The following is a 14,606-nucleotide window of genomic DNA, read 5'->3' as shown; positions in this document are numbered from 1 at the left end:
AGCATCGCCGGGTGCCGAGGATCAGCGCCGGCTCCGTCGAGGAGCACCGCGAGCAGGTGCACCAGCGCGTCTTCGACGCCCTGGCCGTGCTGCTCGCCCAGCGCAGCCTCGACGCGATCACCATGGCGCAGATCGCCGCCACAGCCGGTCTCGGGCGCACCGCGATCTACCACCACTTCCCCGACAAGGAGGCGGTCGTCGTGGCCTTCGCCTCCCACGAGACCAGCCGCTACCTCGACGGCCTCCGGGCCGGGCTGGCCGACGTCGTCGGCCCGGTCGAGCGCATGCGCGTCTACGTGCGCCACCAGCTCGGGGCCAGCAGCCAGTTCCACATGGGGCTCGGCGCCCAGCTCTACGGAGCCCTGTCGCGCGACTCGATGCTCGCCATCCGCGACCACGTCGTCGAGGTCGAGCAGGTGCTCCGCGACCTCCTCGCCGACGGCGTCGCCTCGGGTGACTTCGTCGTCGACGACGAGGCCTCGACCATGTCGCTCCTGCACGCCTGCCTCTCCCCCCGCACCCTCCCCACCGCCGACGTCGAGCGCTTCGTCCTGCGCGGCCTCGGGGTGCCGCAGCCCTGAACCGCGGCGAAAGTAAGGCGACCCTAACCAATACGTGATACGGTTTCTTGACACACCGTCAGCATCTTGTCGACACTCTGTCAGCAACCTCGGGACCCGCCGTCCACGACCTGGAGACGCCCTCATGACCATCACCGACACCGCCCTCGTCGAGAGCACGCTGAGCCTGTCGACCGCGATGCGCGAGGGCTCGCGGGCCGAGCACGAGGCGGCCGAGGGCTCGTCGTTCATGGCCGAGCTGCTCGAGGGCGCGCTGAACGAGCAGGCCTACGTCGACTACCTGCTGCGCTACCGCGCCGTCTACGCCGCGCTCGAGACCGCCGTCCGCCGGCACGCCGCCGACCCGATGGTCGCCGCCGTCCACGACCCCGTGCTCGAGCGCCTCGCAGCCATCGACGCCGACCTCGCCCATTGGGCGCCCGACGCCGACCCGACGCTCGTCGAGTCCGCCACGACCGCCGCCTACGTCGCCCGCATCGAGCACGCCGCCACCAAGGCCGCCCTCGGCTGGGGCGGCGCGCTCGTCGCGCACCACTACACGCGCTACCTCGGCGACCTGTCGGGCGGTCAGGCCATCGGTCGCGTCCTCGACCGCACCTTCGAGCTCGGCGGCAGCGGCATCGCCTTCTACGACTTCACCGCGATCGCCAAGCCCAAGCTCTACAAGGACGCCTACCGCGCCCGCCTCGACGCCCTCGTCCTCGACGCCGCCGACGTCGCCCGCGTCGTCGACGAGGTCAAGGTGGTCTTCGGCCTCAACCAGGCCGTCTTCGTCGAGCTCGGCGCCAACCTCCCGTCGTACCGGCGCTGACGCTCGGTTGAACCTGGAGCCTGCTCCAGGTTCAATGCACCCCATGACCGACGGGCTCACCATCGCCCAGGCCGCCGAACGCTTCGGCCTGACCACCGACACGCTGCGCTACTACGAGAAGGACGGGCTCATGCTCCGCCCGGTCGGGCGCGCGGCGAGCGGGCACCGGCGCTACTCCCCCGACGACCTGCGCTGGATCGAGCTGGTCACGCGCCTCCGGGCGACGGGCATGGCGATCCGCGACGTCCGGCGCTACACCGAGCTGGTGCGCGAAGGGATCGGCACCGAGGCCGCGCGGCTCGAGCTGATGCGCGAGCACCGGCGCAAGGTGCTGGCCCAGCTGGCCGAGGTGCAGGAGCACCTGGGGGCGATCGACCACAAGATCGGCATCTACACCGAGATCCTCGAGGGGCGGTCCGAGGGAGCGGCTTGACTTCGAGCGCGCTCCAAGGAGCACGCTGGTCGTCATGACACTTCAGACCCGCACCCTCGGCACGACGTCCCCGCTCGAGGTCTCCGCCCTCGGCCTCGGCTGCATGGGCATGTCGGAGTTCTACGGCACCCCGGTCGAGCAGGACGGCATCGACACCATCCACCGCGCCCTCGACCTCGGCGTCACCTTCCTCGACACCGCCGACATGTACGGCCCGTTCACCAACGAGCGCCTCGTCGGTCGGGCCATCGCCTCCAGCAGCCAGGGCCGCGACGGCGTCGTCCTGGCCACCAAGTTCGGCAACGTGCGCAGCGAGGACGGCGGGTTCCTCGGCATCAGCGGCGAGCCCGACTACGTGCGCTCGGCCTGCGACGCCTCGCTGCAGCGCCTCGGCGTCGACCACATCGACCTCTACTACCAGCACCGGGTCGACAAGACCGTGCCGATCGAGGAGACGGTGGGAGCGATGAAGGAGCTCGTCGACGCCGGCAAGGTGCGCCACCTCGGGCTCTCCGAGGCCGGGCCCGAGACGATCCGCCGGGCGCACGCCGTGCACCCGATCACCGCGCTGCAGACCGAGTACTCGCTGTTCACCCGCGACCTCGAGGCCGAGATCCTGCCGGTGCTGCGCGAGCTCGGCATCGGCCTGGTGCCCTACTCCCCGCTCGGTCGCGGCATCCTGACCGGCGCCATCACGGCCGGGTCGCTGGATGCCGCCGACTCCCGGGCCGCGGGGCGCTTCCCGCGCATGCAGGGCGAGGCCCTCGACGCCAACCTGCGCCTGGTCGAGAAGGTCACGGAGATCGCGGTCGAGAAGGGTGTGACGCCGGGCCAGCTCGCCCTGGCCTGGGTCCTCGCCCAGGGTGACGACGTGGCGCCCATCCCCGGCACCAAGCGGATCGCCTACCTCGAGGAGAACGTCGCCGCGAGCGGCGTCGGGCTCTCCGACGACGACCTGGCCCGCATCGCCGACGCCGTCCCGGCCGACGCGGTCGTCGGCGACCGCTACGGCGACATGAGCTCCATCGAAGCGTGACCTGCACCACCCTCCCGCCCGCCGGGGTGAGCCCCTCACCCCGGCGGGCGAGATGTCGTGGGCGGATGAGTGACGACCAGCCGCAGGACGCCTCGTCCGGGTCCGACCCGCGCAAGCGGTTCCGCGAGATGGAGATCAGCGAGGAGGAGCAGCGCGAGATCGCCGAGGAACGCGAGCGCCGCCTCGACCCGGCCAACCGGCCACCCAACTCCGAGGTCGACAACACCGACCGCCTGGCGCAGGACGACGGGGCGCAGGAGGAGCGGGTCGGGTCCTCCGACCCCCGCAAGCGGTTCCGGGAGATGGAGATCAGCGAGGAGGAGCAGCGCGAGATCGCCGAGGAACGCGAGCGCCGCCTCGACCCGGCCAACCGGCCTCCCAACTCCGAGGTCGACAACACCCACCGCACCTTCGACGGCGAGCGGTTCGTCGACTGAGGTCGAGCCGCGCAGGCCACGCCACACGGCGAGGTCGCTACGGTGCCTCCCATGAGCCCCGACGTCGACGTCCTCATCGAGCGTGCCCGCGCCTGGCTGGACGAGGACCCCGACACGACCACGCAGGTCGAGCTGCAGCGCGTCGTCACCGCCGTCGAGAACGGTGACACCGCCGCGGCCGCCGACCTGGCCGACCGGTTCCGCGGAACCCTCGAGTTCGGCACCGCCGGTCTGCGCGGTGCCCTCGGCGCCGGACCGCACCGGATGAACCGGATCGTGGTCACCCGGGCCGCGGCGGGGCTGGCCGCCTTCCTGCGCGAGCAGCACGGACCCGGTCACCAGTCCGTGGTCATCGGCTACGACGCCCGCCACAACTCCGACGTCTTCGCCCGCGACACCGCCGAGGTCATGACCGGCGCCGGCTTCACCGCCTGGCTGATGCCGCGTCCGCTGCCCACGCCCCTCCTGGCGTTCGCGATCCGCGAGCTCGGCAGCGCGGCCGGCGTCATGGTCACCGCGAGCCACAACCCGCCGCAGGACAACGGCTACAAGGTCTACCTCGGCGACGGCAGCCAGATCGTCCCGCCGGCCGATGCGGCCATCGCCGCGCACATCGACGCCGTCGGCCACCTCGCCGGCGTGCCGCGCGGCGGGCCGGGCACCGTGCTCGGCGAGGACATCGTCGACCACTACCTCGACACCGTCGCCGGGCTCGCCGGCGACGGGCCGCGCGACCTCGACATCGTCTACACGCCGCTGCACGGTGTCGGTGGCCCGTCGGTGCTGCAGGTGCTCGAGACGGCCGGCTTCGCGACGCCCCGCGTGGTGGAGCAGCAGGAGCAGCCCGACCCCGACTTCCCCACCGTCGCGTTCCCGAACCCCGAGGAGCCGGGCGCGATGGACCTCGCCCTCGAGCTCGCGGAGCAGACCGGCGCCGACCTCGTCGTGGCCAACGACCCCGACGCCGACCGATGCGCGGCCGCCGTGCCCGGACCCGACGGCCGGGGGTGGCGGATGCTGCGCGGCGACGAGGTCGGCGCGCTGCTCGCCCACCACCTGCTCGCCCGCGGAGCCCAGGGCGTCTACGCCGCCTCGATCGTGTCGTCGTCGCTGCTGGGTCGGATGGCCGAGGCCGCCGGGCAGCCGCACCAGGAGACCCTGACCGGGTTCAAGTGGATCGGCCGGGTCCCCGGCCTCGCGTTCGGCTACGAGGAGGCGCTCGGCTACTGCGTCGACCCCGAGCACGTGAAGGACAAGGACGGCGTCTCGGCGCTGCTGCTGCTGTGCGAGCTCGCCGCCGCGCTCAAGGCCGAGGGTCGCGGGCTCGTCGACGTCCTCGACGACCTCGCGCGCGAGCACGGGCTCCACGCCACCGACCAGGTCTCGGTGCGCGTCGACGACCTCGCCGTCATCGGTCGAGCGATGGCCACGCTGCGCGAGCAGCCACCGGCCTCGCTCGGCGGGCTCGCGGTGCTGGCGGTCGACGACCTCGGCGCCGGCTCCGACGCGCTGCCGCCCACCGACGGTCTGCGCTACCGCCTGGCCGACGGCGCCCGGGTCATCGTGCGCCCCAGCGGCACCGAGCCGAAGATCAAGTGCTACCTCGAGGTCGTCGTCCCGGTCGAGGACGGCGTCGACGACGGCGTCGAGGCCGCCCGCATCCAGGCCGCCACCCGCCTCGACGCCCTCGGCTCCGACATCCGCGCGGCCGCCGGCCTCTGACGACGGCGCCGGGTCAGAGCACGACGGCGACGACGACCAGCACCCCGGCGACGACGAGGGCCGCGATCTCGGGCCACGCACGCTCCCGGACGACGGGGCCGGGCTCGGCGCCGGTCTTCTGCGCGGTCTCGACCCGGTGCCGGATGCGCTCCTCGACGAACAGCCCGACGTCGGGCAGCTGCGGCGCGTCGGCCATCGCGCCCGGCAGCCGACGACCGTGCAGCTGGCGCCGGGATCGCCCGATGGACGGCGCGACGTAGCGGTCGTCGTCGACGAAGACCGCCAGCACCTGCCCGACCGCGACGGTGTCGATCGCGGCGAGGGGGACGTGCACGGTGTCGAGCATGTTGCGCAGCACCAGGTCGTCACCCTCGATGAGCACGACCGGGCGCAGCAGGCCCGCCCACATCAGGACGGCGACCAGCAGCCCGACCGCGCTCCAGACCCAGGCCCCCTCGATGTCCGCCGCGGGTGCGCCCACGGCGATGCCGAGGCCGAGCAGCAGCCCGAGGACGCCGAGCACCCGGCCGTTGGTCGGCGGGAAGCGCTCGTCCGAGTTGTCTCCGGCCACGAGCCGAACTCTATGCTGGGGTGATGCCCACGACCGTTCCGGACCTCTCCGACGTGACGCGGTCCGAGGCCTCGCTGCGTCGGTTCCTGCACGGCCTGCCCGGCGTCGACCAGGTCGGCGCCGACGCGCGGGCCGCGAGCCTCGGCACCCGCTCGATCAAGACGACCGCGAAGGCCCACGCCCTCGACCTCGCCATCCGCATGGTCGACCTGACGACGCTCGAGGGCGCCGACACGGCCGGCAAGGTGCGGGCGCTGGCCTCGAAGGCCAAGACCCCCGACCCCGCCGACCCGACCTGCCCGCAGGTCGCCGCCGTCTGCGTCTACCCCGACATGGTCGCCACGGCGAAGCAGACGCTCGGCACCTCGGGCATCAACGTCGCCGCCGTCGCCACCGCGTTCCCGAGCGGGCGCGCCTCACTCGACATCAAGCTCGCCGACACCCGCGACGCCGTCGAGGCCGGCGCCGACGAGATCGACATGGTCATCGACCGCGGCGCGTTCCTGTCGGGGCACTACCTGCAGGTCTTCGAGGAGATCATCGCCGTCCGCGAGGCCTGTGGCGAGGCACACCTGAAGGTGATCTTCGAGACCGGCGAGCTGCAGACCTACGACAACGTGCGCCGCGCCAGCTGGCTGGCGATGATGGCCGGCGGTCACTTCATCAAGACCTCCACCGGCAAGGTGCAGCCCGCGGCCACGCTGCCGGTCACGATGATCATGCTCGAGGCGGTGCGCGACTACCGCGAGGCCACCGGGCAGATGGTCGGCGTCAAGCCGGCCGGCGGCATCCGCACGGCCAAGGACGCCATCAAGTACCTCGTGATGGTCAACGAGGTCGCCGGTCCCGACTGGCTCGACCCCGACTGGTTCCGCTTCGGCGCCTCCACGCTGCTCAACGAGCTGCTCATGCAGCGCACCAAGATGACCACCGGCCGCTACTCCGGCCCCGACTACTTCACCCTCGACTGAGGACGCCGCTGATGAGCAACGTGTTCGAGTACGCCCCCGCCCCCGAGTCGCGCAGCATCGTCGACCTCAAGCCGTCCTACGGCCTGTTCGTCAACGGCGAGTTCGTCGACGGTCACGGGTCGTCGTTCAAGACGATCAGCCCGGCCACCGAGGAGGTGTTGGCCGAGGTCGCCGAGGCCAGCGACGTCGACGTCGACGCCGCCGTCAAGGCCGCCCGGCGCGCCTACAACCGCGTCTGGTCGCGCATGCCCGGCAGCGAGCGGGCCAAGTACCTCTACCGCATCGCCCGCATCATCCAGGAGCGCGGCCGCGAGCTCGCCGTCCTCGAGTCGCTCGACAACGGCAAGCCGATCAAGGAGTCGCGCGACGTCGACGTCCCCGTGGTCGCCGCGCACTTCTTCTACTACGCCGGCTGGGCCGACAAGCTCGAGCACGCCGGCTACGGGACGACGCCCCTCGGCGTGGCCGGTCAGGTCATCCCGTGGAACTTCCCGCTGCTCATGCTGGCCTGGAAGATCGCGCCGGCGCTGGCCTGCGGCAACACCGTCGTCCTGAAGCCGGCCGAGACCACGCCGCTCACGGCGCTGCTCTTCGCCGAGATCTGCCAGCAGGCCGACCTGCCGCCCGGCGTCGTCAACATCGTCACCGGTGCCGGCCCCACCGGCCAGGCGATCGTCAGCCACGCCGACGTCGACAAGGTCGCCTTCACCGGCTCGACCGCGGTCGGCAAGGCGATCGCCCGCGCCGTGGCGGGCACGCAGAAGCGGGTCACGCTCGAGCTCGGCGGCAAGGCGGCCAACATCGTCTTCGACGACGCCCCGATCGACCAGGCCGTCGAGGGCATCGTCAACGGCATCTTCTTCAACCAGGGCCACGTGTGCTGCGCCGGCTCGCGCCTGCTCGTGCAGGAGTCGATCGCCGACGAGCTGCTCGCCCGGCTCAAGCGCCGCATGGCCACGCTCCGCGTCGGCGACCCGCTCGACAAGAACACCGACGTCGGCGCCATCAACTCTCACCGACAGCTGGAACGGATCCGGGAGCTGGTCGACGTCGGCGACGCCGAGGGCGCCGAGCGGTGGTCGCCGCCGTGCGAGCTGCCCGAGCGCGGCTTCTGGTTCCCGCCCACGGTGTTCACCGGCGTCTCGCAGGCCCACCGCATCGCTCGTGAGGAGATCTTCGGCCCCGTCCTGTCGGTGCTGACCTTCCGCACGCCGTCCGAGGCGGTCGAGAAGGCCAACAACACCCCGTTCGGCCTCTCCGCCGGCGTCTGGACCGAGAAGGGCTCGCGCATCCTCGACGTCGCCGGCAAGCTGCGCGCCGGCGTCGTGTGGGCCAACACGTTCAACAAGTTCGACCCGACCAGCCCGTTCGGCGGCTACCAGGAGTCCGGCTACGGGCGCGAGGGCGGCCGACAGGGCCTCGCCGCGTACCTGCAGGGAGGCGAGGCGTGATGGCCAGGATCGACGTCCGCAAGACCTACAAGCTCTACATCGGCGGCGCGTTCCCGCGCTCGGAGTCCGGGTACTCCTACGTCGTCAACGACGCCAAGGGGAAGTTCGTGGCCAACGCTGCTCTCGCCTCGCGCAAGGACGCCCGCGACGCCGTCGTGGCCGCCCGCAAGGCCTTCGGCTCGTGGTCGGGCCGCACCGCCTACAACCGGGCGCAGATCCTCTACCGCATCGCCGAGGTGATGGAGGACCGCCGGCCGCAGTTCGTGGCCGCCGTCCAGCAGTCGGAGGGCCTGTCGTCGTCCCGGGCCGGTGAGGTCGTCGACGCCTCCATCGACCGCCTCGTCTGGTACGCCGGGTGGGCCGACAAGCTCACCCAGGTCGTCGGCAACGCCAACCCGGTCGCGGGCCCGTTCTTCAACCTGACCACGCCCGAGCCCACCGGCGTCGTCGCCGTGCTCGCGCCGCAGGACTCCTCGCTGCTCGGCCTCGTCTCGGTCGTCGCCCCGGTCGTCGTCACGGGCAACACGGTGGTCGTCGTCAGCTCCTACGAGCGGCCCTTGCCCGCCGTCACGCTCGCCGAGGTGCTCGCCACCTCCGACGTGCCCGGTGGAGTCGTCAACGTGCTCACCGGCGACGGCGCCACGATCGCCCCGTGGCTCGCCGCCCACATGGACGTCAACGCCATCGACCTCGTCGGTGTCGCCGGCGCCACCGACCTCGCGACCGACCTCGAGGTCGCAGCCGCCGACAACCTCAAGCGCGTGCGCCGCGCCCCCGCCGCCGAGCCCGACTGGGCCGACGAGCCCGGCATCGACACGATGACCGCCTTCGTCGAGCTCAAGACGGTCTGGCACCCCATGGGGTCCTGAGCGGGTGACCACGGCGCAGGTCATCGTGCTCGCCGGGCCCAGCGGGTCCGGCAAGTCCCGCCTCGCCGAACGGCTGGGCCTGCCGGTGCTCCGGCTCGACGACTTCTACAAGGACGTCGGCGACCCGACGCTCCCGCTCATCACCGACGGCGCCAACGCAGGCCTCGTCGACTGGGACCACCCAGACTCGTGGCTGTGCGACGACGCTCTCGCGGCGATCGAGCACCTGTGCCTGCACGGCCAGGGCGACGTGCCGGTCTACGACATCCCCACGAGCACCCGCACCGGCCGGCAGAACCTCGACCTCCACGGTGAGGCCTACTTCGTGGCCGAGGGCATCTTCGCCCAGGAGGTCGTGCCCCGGGCCCGCGAGGCCGGGCTGCTCGCCGACGCGCTGTGCGTCACGCAGCGCCCCGCGGTCACCTTCTGGCGTCGACTCACGCGCGACCTGCGCGAGCACCGCAAGCCGCCTCTGGTGCTCGTGCGCCGCGGGTTCGCGCTCATGCGGGCCCAGCGCGGCGTCGTCGCCCACGCCGTGTCGCTCGGCTGCCGGCCGATGACGCCGGTGAAGGCCGCCGCCGAGATCGCCCAGATGACCGGACACAGCATCCGGTGAACCCGCTCGCCGCCCGGCTGAAGCAGCCCGACCAGCGCTCGTGCGGCGCGGCGAGCGTCACCATGGCGGCAGCGCTGGCCGATCCCGCCTACGCCGACCGCGTCGCCGTCCAGGAGTCGTTCGGACGCGAGGTGCTCCGCCGCCATCGCGAGCTGACCTCGTTCCGTCCCGAGGCCGGGTGGCAGGTGCCGTGGCCGCGCTTCATCGGCACGCCGCCCTGGGCGGTCGCGCGGGCGCTGACCGCGATCACCGGACGCCGCCACCGCACCCGCCTCGTCCGTTTCCGGACGACGGTGCGTCCGGTCGAACGGCTCAGTGCCGTCTACGTGGGCAGCGCACTGCTCCCCCGCCACGTCGTGCTGGTCGTCGACCCGGGCGCCCCGGGCTCCGACGACGCGGTCCGGGTCTACGACCCGGCCCGCGGACGGGTCGTCGACCTCACCGACTTCCGACGGTGGACCACCCGGTGGTTCGCCGTCACGCCGTCCCGGCCATCAACGCCGCGTAGCCCGGCTTGATCACCCCGTCGATGATCGCGAGCCGCTCGCGGAACGGCAGGAAGGCGGACTTCATCGCGTTGATGGTGAACCACTGCAGGTCGGAGAACCCGTAGCCGAACGCCTCGACGAGCGCGGTCATCTCGTCGGTCATCGAGGTGCCGCTCATCAGCCGGTTGTCGGTGTTGACCGTGACCCGGAACCGCAGCCGCGTGAGCAGCCCGATGGGGTGCTCGGCGATGCTCGTGGCCGCGCCGGTCTGCACGTTGGACGCCGGGCACATCTCCAGCGGGATGCGCTTGTCGCGCACGTAGGAGGCGAGCCGGCCCAGCTCGACGTTGCCGTCGTCGGCGATCGTGATGTCGTCGATGATCCGGACGCCGTGACCGAGCCGATCGGCCCCGCACCACTGGATCGCCTGCCAGATCGACGGCAGCCCGAAGGCCTCGCCGGCGTGGATGGTGAAGTGCGAGTTCTCGCGCTGGAGGTACTCGAAGGCGTCGAGGTGACGGGTGGGCGGGAAGCCCGCCTCGGCACCGGCGATGTCGAAGCCGGCCACGCCGCGGTCGCGCCAGGCGATGGCGAGCTCGGCGATCTCCATCGACCGGGCCGCGTGGCGCATCGCCGTCAACAGCTGCCGGACGACGATCGTGCGGCCGGCCGCGGCGGCCGCGGCGACGCCGGCCTCGAACCCCTCCTGGACGGCGGCGACGACCTCGTCGAGGGTGAGCCCCTGCTCGACGTGCTGCTCGGGGGCGTAGCGGATCTCGGCGTAGACGACGCCGTCGGCGGCGAGGTCCTCGACGCACTCGCGTGCCACGCGAGCGATGGCCGGCCCGTTCTGCATGACGGCGACGGTGTGGTCGAAGGTCTCGAGGTAGCGCTCGAGCGAGCCGGAGTCGGCGGCCTCGGCGAACCAGGCGCCCAGCGCCTCGGCGCTCTCGCTGGTCGGCAGCTCGTGCCCGATCTCGGCCGCGAGCTCGAGGATCGTGGCCGGACGGAGCCCGCCGTCGAGGTGGTCGTGCAACAGGACCTTGGGCGCCGTGCGCACCTGCTCGCGTGTAGGTTCCATGCGGTTCATCCAACCACCCGTCCGGCAGGTTCCCGCACTCCACGGAGGTCCCCAGGCATGCGCACGTTCAGCACCCTCGACGAGGTCGCCGACGCCGTCGGTGACGAGCTCGGTGCCGGTGAGTGGCTCGAGGTCACCCAGGACCGGGTCGACCTGTTCGCCGACGCCACCGACGACCACCAGTGGATCCACGTCGACGTCGAACGCGCGAACGACGGCCCCTTCGGCGGCCCGATCGCCCACGGCTACCTGACGCTCTCGCTCATCCCCCACCTCGGCACGTCGGTCTTCACCTTCGAGACCCCGGGCGCCAAGCTCAACTACGGCCTCAACAAGGTCCGCTTCCCCACCCCGGTGAAGGTCGGCCAGCGCATCCGCGACCGCGTCACGCTGGTCGCCGTCGACGACCTCCCGGCCGGCAAGCAGGTCACCATGAAGCACGTCATCGAGATCGACGGCGTCGACAAGCCGGCCTGCGTGGCCGAGATGGTCGTCGTCCTGCTCCCCTGACCTCCGTCGACCGACGGTCGACGCTGGTCGAGGTGCGACGAGCCCGGCGAGGAGCCCCGAGACCCCTCCACCCAGGCTCGGGTGCCCGAGGCCAGAGATCTCGAGGCGAGGTCGCAGGCGACCTCGCACCTCGATCAGCGCGGGTCAGCTCGAGCCCGCGAGGTCCGACTCGGGCAGCAGGTCGTGCACGAGCGCCTCGGTCTCGGCGTCGAGGGGGACGCCGTGCCGGTCGAGCTCGGTGACCATCTCCTCCACCGCGGCGGCGGCACCCGCGCCCTCCTCGCGGCGGAACTCGGCGACCAGCAGGTCGCGCCACAGCACCTGCGACTCCGGCGCGAGCCGGAGGCCGGCTCGGCTGGCGGCTGCGGCACCCTCGGGGTCGTCGTCGAACGACAGGACGGCGAGCCGGTGAGCGGCGTCGACGACCATCATCGCGCTGAGGTCGTCGATCGAGGTGCGCGGCAGCCACGAGTAGCGATGGCCGGGGTGGCCCTCGAGCAGACGGCCGCGCACGAGACGGAGCGCGCGGGCGACGAGCTCGCGCTCGTCGGCGACCCCCGCCCCCCGGGACTCCTGCAGCAGCGTGCAGAATGCGTACCAGTCGACCCGCACGGCCTCGGCGAGGAAGAGCCGCCCCTCCTCGTCCTGCCCGAGCGCGTGGGCGCCGTCGACGGTGCCGAGCCAGGTGCGCACCCGCTCGATCGTCGCGTCGCGCACCTCGGGGGTGACGCCGCGCGGCCAGATCGAGGCCCCCAGCACGCTGGGGTGCACGGGCGCGTCCTGGAGGGCGAGGAAGGTGACGATCTCGGTGGCGATCTCGACACGGGCCGGGTCGATCGGGCCGGGCGCCCGGACGACGGCGGGGCCGAGCACGCCCACGGCGATCTCGGCGAGGCGCCACTCGGTGTCGGAGCCCGACCGCAGCGGGTCGGGCACCGCGGCGCGCGGGCCGTCGACCGTGACCGCCTCGGACCGGGCGCGCCCGAACAGGTCGGCCAGCGACTCGACGGTGGGATCGGTCAGGCGCACGGCGCGGACGTCGATGTCGAGCAGCGGGATGGTGAGCCGGCCCGTGTCGTCGACGTGCACGCGCCAGCGCGCTCCGGGCACGGGCATCGCCGAGACGATGCCGACCCCGCGGGTGCCACCGGCTCCCAGCGCCCCGACGGCGTCGCGGGCGGTGTCGTCGGGCAGCGAGCCGAGCAGCAGGTACTGCGGCTGCACACCCGGACGACGTCCGAGCCGGCCGCCGAGCACCTCCTGAGCCGGTCGACCCGGCGGCGATGCCGCCCACCCCGAGACCATGGCGCCGAGGTCGGCGACCGGGCGGAGGACGTCGCCCGCCACCGGGCCGAGGGCGGCGGGCAGGTCGTAGCCGTGCACGACCTGGGCGTCGGCCCAGGGCACGGTGGCCAGCTGCGCGGCGATCGCGGAGACGACCTGCCGGGCCACGTGGGCCGACCCGCTGAGCGCGAGGACGCCGCCGACGGCCTCGAGGTCGACGAGCACGTCGGCGCCGTCGTCGCCGCGGCCGAAGCAGACGAGGCCGGGATAGGGCGCGTGCCCCCGGTCGTCGGGCAGCTCGGCCTCGGCCGGCAGGCGCCACGTGCTGCCGCCGTCGAGCACGACCCACGGCGCCGGTGCCGTGTCGAGGGGCGGGGCGATGCGCAGGTCGAGGCGGGTGTCGTCGACGGTGGCGGCGTAGATCTGCGGCAGCGGCACCCGGTGAACGCGGCAGTGCGCGCTCAGCGAACGCAGGGCCCGGTCGATGCGGTCGACGCGGCCGGGGTCGGCCCCGGCCCGTAGCACGACCTCGGTCTCGCGGTGGGCGTGCTCGAGCCGGGTGCGCCGGCGTCGGCGCTCGGCGGCGACGGCGGCGGCGAGCATGGCGGCGAGCAGCCCGCCGCCCACGAACTCCTCGACGGCCCAGCCGTCGTCGGACGACGCCCGGTCGGCGGCCTGCTCGGTCGCATCGGACTCGTCGGCAGCGGGTGCCGGCTCGTCCCACGACGAGTCGGCGACCGAGGCCACCCCCGCCTCGGCGGCCACGCCGGTGGCGGTGACGGGGGTGTTGCGGCCCTGCTGGGGACCGGCCTTGTCGAGGTCGGCGCTCTGCTGGGTCGTGGCGATCGCGGCGACGGCACCCACCCGCGGGGCGTCGACGGCGTCGTCGGGCATGACCAACACCCAGCCGGGCTGGATGAGCCGGCCGATGACCAGCTCGCCGCCGTCGGGCTGGTCGCGTCCCTTGTTGAGGTCGTAGACCTCCTGCCAGCGGCGGCCGTCGCCGAGGTGGCGCTCGGCGATGTCCCAGAGGTTGTCGTGGTAGTGCCCGTCGGGCGGCTGGACGACGACGACCTTCTTGCCGACGACGTCGGTCATCGAGGGCGGCACGCCGGGCACGTGGTCGCCGGCCTGGTGGCGCGGGGCCTGCTCCACGTCGGCGGTGGCCTGCACGGACTCGGCGATGCTCTCGCGCACCTGCTGCGCGACGACGGCCGAGGTGGGGGCGGCCTCGGGCCGCGAGTCGCCCGGCTCGGGCGAGGTGGCCGAGGCCGCGGAGCCGGTGCCGACGGCACCGAGCAGGGTCGAGCCGATGAGCAGGGTGCCGACGAGCGCACGGGCCAGGCCCTGTGAAGGACCGGACAACGGGAGCGGGCGGGCCAGCTGGCCGCCCCGGAGCGCGGCCATCACCTCGACCACCGTGCAGATCGCGAACTGCAGCCACGCCAGCCACACCACCGCACGCAGGACGGCGAGGAGCGTGTCGGTGTCGATGGGCGAGGTCAGCTCGTCGCGACCGGGGAAGCCGTCGGGGAACGGCGGCGGGCCGGTGAAGACCCACATCAGCACCGGGACGCCGACGACCAGCACGAGCAGCGCGACGGCGGCGCCGAGCACCTTGGTCCAGGGCGTCGTCGGCGCCGCCGCGACGGGCGCCGCGAACCGCTCGGGACCGCGCGTCGCCGGCGGGGGCGGCGGCGAGGCAGGAGGGGGTGGGGGCGGAGCCTGGGTCACCTGGACACCTC

Annotated in this window: 15 protein-coding genes; 12 read left to right on the top strand and 3 right to left on the bottom strand. The window is 73.0% G+C overall.

Translation table 11 applies throughout. The features are described from left to right. The first annotated feature begins 11 nt into the window (after positions 1-11). The 6 genes from ABFT23_RS20510 (at position 12) to ABFT23_RS20485 (ending at position 5,020) form a co-directional block, all read left to right on the top strand. Positions 12-581: a TetR/AcrR family transcriptional regulator gene (locus ABFT23_RS20510; RefSeq protein WP_347898589.1), complete on the top strand. Its 570-nt coding sequence runs from the start codon at positions 12-14 to the stop codon at positions 579-581. Between the two features lie 124 nt (positions 582-705). Continuing rightward, entirely contained in the window at positions 706-1,392 is a 687-nt protein-coding gene (locus ABFT23_RS20505) for a biliverdin-producing heme oxygenase (protein ID WP_347898587.1), read from the top strand. Positions 1,393-1,435: 43 nt separating this feature from the next. Further along, entirely contained in the window at positions 1,436-1,825 is a 390-nt protein-coding gene (locus tag ABFT23_RS20500) for a MerR family transcriptional regulator (protein ID WP_347898585.1), read from the top strand. Between the two features lie 34 nt (positions 1,826-1,859). Further along, on the top strand, positions 1,860-2,861 hold the full coding sequence (locus ABFT23_RS20495) for an aldo/keto reductase (protein ID WP_347898584.1): 1,002 nt from the start codon (positions 1,860-1,862) through the stop codon (positions 2,859-2,861). Between the two features lie 65 nt (positions 2,862-2,926). Then, positions 2,927-3,298 carry a hypothetical protein gene (locus ABFT23_RS20490; RefSeq protein WP_347898582.1) on the top strand — a complete coding sequence of 124 codons (372 nt, stop codon included), beginning with the start codon at positions 2,927-2,929 and terminating at the stop codon, positions 3,296-3,298. A gap of 51 nt (positions 3,299-3,349) precedes the next feature. Continuing rightward, the gene (locus ABFT23_RS20485) at positions 3,350-5,020 is read left to right on the top strand and encodes a phospho-sugar mutase (RefSeq protein ID WP_347898580.1); all 1,671 of its coding nucleotides are present in this window, start codon (positions 3,350-3,352) and stop codon (positions 5,018-5,020) included. Between the two features lie 13 nt (positions 5,021-5,033). Here ABFT23_RS20485 and ABFT23_RS20480 read toward each other — a convergent pair whose 3' ends face one another. After that, positions 5,034-5,591: a hypothetical protein gene (locus ABFT23_RS20480; RefSeq protein ID WP_347898579.1), complete on the bottom strand. Its 558-nt coding sequence runs from the start codon at positions 5,589-5,591 to the stop codon at positions 5,034-5,036. A 23-nt stretch (positions 5,592-5,614) separates the two neighbouring features. Between ABFT23_RS20480 and deoC the strand changes: the two genes are divergently transcribed. Genes deoC through ABFT23_RS20455 form a run of 5 tightly spaced genes read left to right on the top strand, consistent with a single transcriptional unit; the run spans position 5,615 to position 10,016 of the window. After that, the gene (deoC, locus tag ABFT23_RS20475; protein WP_347898577.1) at positions 5,615-6,562 is read left to right on the top strand and encodes a deoxyribose-phosphate aldolase; all 948 of its coding nucleotides are present in this window, start codon (positions 5,615-5,617) and stop codon (positions 6,560-6,562) included. Positions 6,563-6,573: 11 nt separating this feature from the next. Next, positions 6,574-8,013, top strand: coding sequence for an aldehyde dehydrogenase family protein (locus ABFT23_RS20470; protein ID WP_347898576.1), 1,440 nt, complete (start codon positions 6,574-6,576; stop codon positions 8,011-8,013). After that, entirely contained in the window at positions 8,013-8,882 is an 870-nt protein-coding gene (locus ABFT23_RS20465; RefSeq protein ID WP_347898574.1) for an aldehyde dehydrogenase family protein, read from the top strand. The genes ABFT23_RS20470 and ABFT23_RS20465 overlap by 1 nt, the downstream gene beginning before the upstream one ends. 4 nt (positions 8,883-8,886) lie before the next feature. Further along, positions 8,887-9,498, top strand: coding sequence for an ATP-binding protein (locus ABFT23_RS20460; protein WP_347898572.1), 612 nt, complete (start codon positions 8,887-8,889; stop codon positions 9,496-9,498). Next, positions 9,495-10,016: a hypothetical protein gene (locus ABFT23_RS20455; RefSeq protein WP_347898571.1), complete on the top strand. Its 522-nt coding sequence runs from the start codon at positions 9,495-9,497 to the stop codon at positions 10,014-10,016. Before ABFT23_RS20460 ends, ABFT23_RS20455 begins: the two co-directional genes overlap by 4 nt. Here ABFT23_RS20455 and ABFT23_RS20450 read toward each other — a convergent pair. Then, positions 9,976-11,067, bottom strand: a complete 1,092-nt coding sequence (locus tag ABFT23_RS20450; protein ID WP_347898569.1) for an adenosine deaminase — start codon at positions 11,065-11,067, stop codon at positions 9,976-9,978. The two genes, ABFT23_RS20455 and ABFT23_RS20450, sit on opposite strands and share 41 nt — an antisense overlap. Positions 11,068-11,124: 57 nt before the next feature. Between ABFT23_RS20450 and ABFT23_RS20445 the strand changes: the two genes are divergently transcribed. Continuing rightward, on the top strand, positions 11,125-11,577 hold the full coding sequence (locus tag ABFT23_RS20445; RefSeq protein ID WP_347898567.1) for a MaoC family dehydratase: 453 nt from the start codon (positions 11,125-11,127) through the stop codon (positions 11,575-11,577). Between the two features lie 144 nt (positions 11,578-11,721). Here the strand turns inward: ABFT23_RS20445 and ABFT23_RS20440 are convergent, their stop codons facing one another. Next, on the bottom strand, positions 11,722-14,595 hold the full coding sequence (locus tag ABFT23_RS20440) for a bacterial transcriptional activator domain-containing protein (protein ID WP_347898565.1): 2,874 nt from the start codon (positions 14,593-14,595) through the stop codon (positions 11,722-11,724). Between the last annotated feature and the right edge of the window lie 11 nt (positions 14,596-14,606).

The sequence above is a fragment of the Nocardioides secundeburneus genome (genome assembly GCF_039939255.1).
GTDB lineage: Bacteria > Actinomycetota > Actinomycetes > Propionibacteriales > Nocardioidaceae > Nocardioides.
Note: the sequence above shows the minus strand (reverse complement) of the source record. Positions and strands in the feature narration are given on the sequence as shown.

Coding starts and splice junctions, on each gene's coding strand:
- ABFT23_RS20505 (WP_347898587.1), top strand. CDS start 706: ATGACCATCACCGACACCGCCCTCGTCGAGAGCACGCTGAGCCTGTCG.
- ABFT23_RS20500 (WP_347898585.1), top strand. CDS start 1,436: ATGACCGACGGGCTCACCATCGCCCAGGCCGCCGAACGCTTCGGCCTG.
- ABFT23_RS20495 (WP_347898584.1), top strand. CDS start 1,860: ATGACACTTCAGACCCGCACCCTCGGCACGACGTCCCCGCTCGAGGTC.
- ABFT23_RS20490 (WP_347898582.1), top strand. CDS start 2,927: ATGAGTGACGACCAGCCGCAGGACGCCTCGTCCGGGTCCGACCCGCGC.
- ABFT23_RS20485 (WP_347898580.1), top strand. CDS start 3,350: ATGAGCCCCGACGTCGACGTCCTCATCGAGCGTGCCCGCGCCTGGCTG.
- deoC (WP_347898577.1), top strand. CDS start 5,615: ATGCCCACGACCGTTCCGGACCTCTCCGACGTGACGCGGTCCGAGGCC.
- ABFT23_RS20470 (WP_347898576.1), top strand. CDS start 6,574: ATGAGCAACGTGTTCGAGTACGCCCCCGCCCCCGAGTCGCGCAGCATC.
- ABFT23_RS20465 (WP_347898574.1), top strand. CDS start 8,013: ATGGCCAGGATCGACGTCCGCAAGACCTACAAGCTCTACATCGGCGGC.
- ABFT23_RS20450 (WP_347898569.1), bottom strand. CDS start 11,067: ATGGAACCTACACGCGAGCAGGTGCGCACGGCGCCCAAGGTCCTGTTG.
- ABFT23_RS20445 (WP_347898567.1), top strand. CDS start 11,125: ATGCGCACGTTCAGCACCCTCGACGAGGTCGCCGACGCCGTCGGTGAC.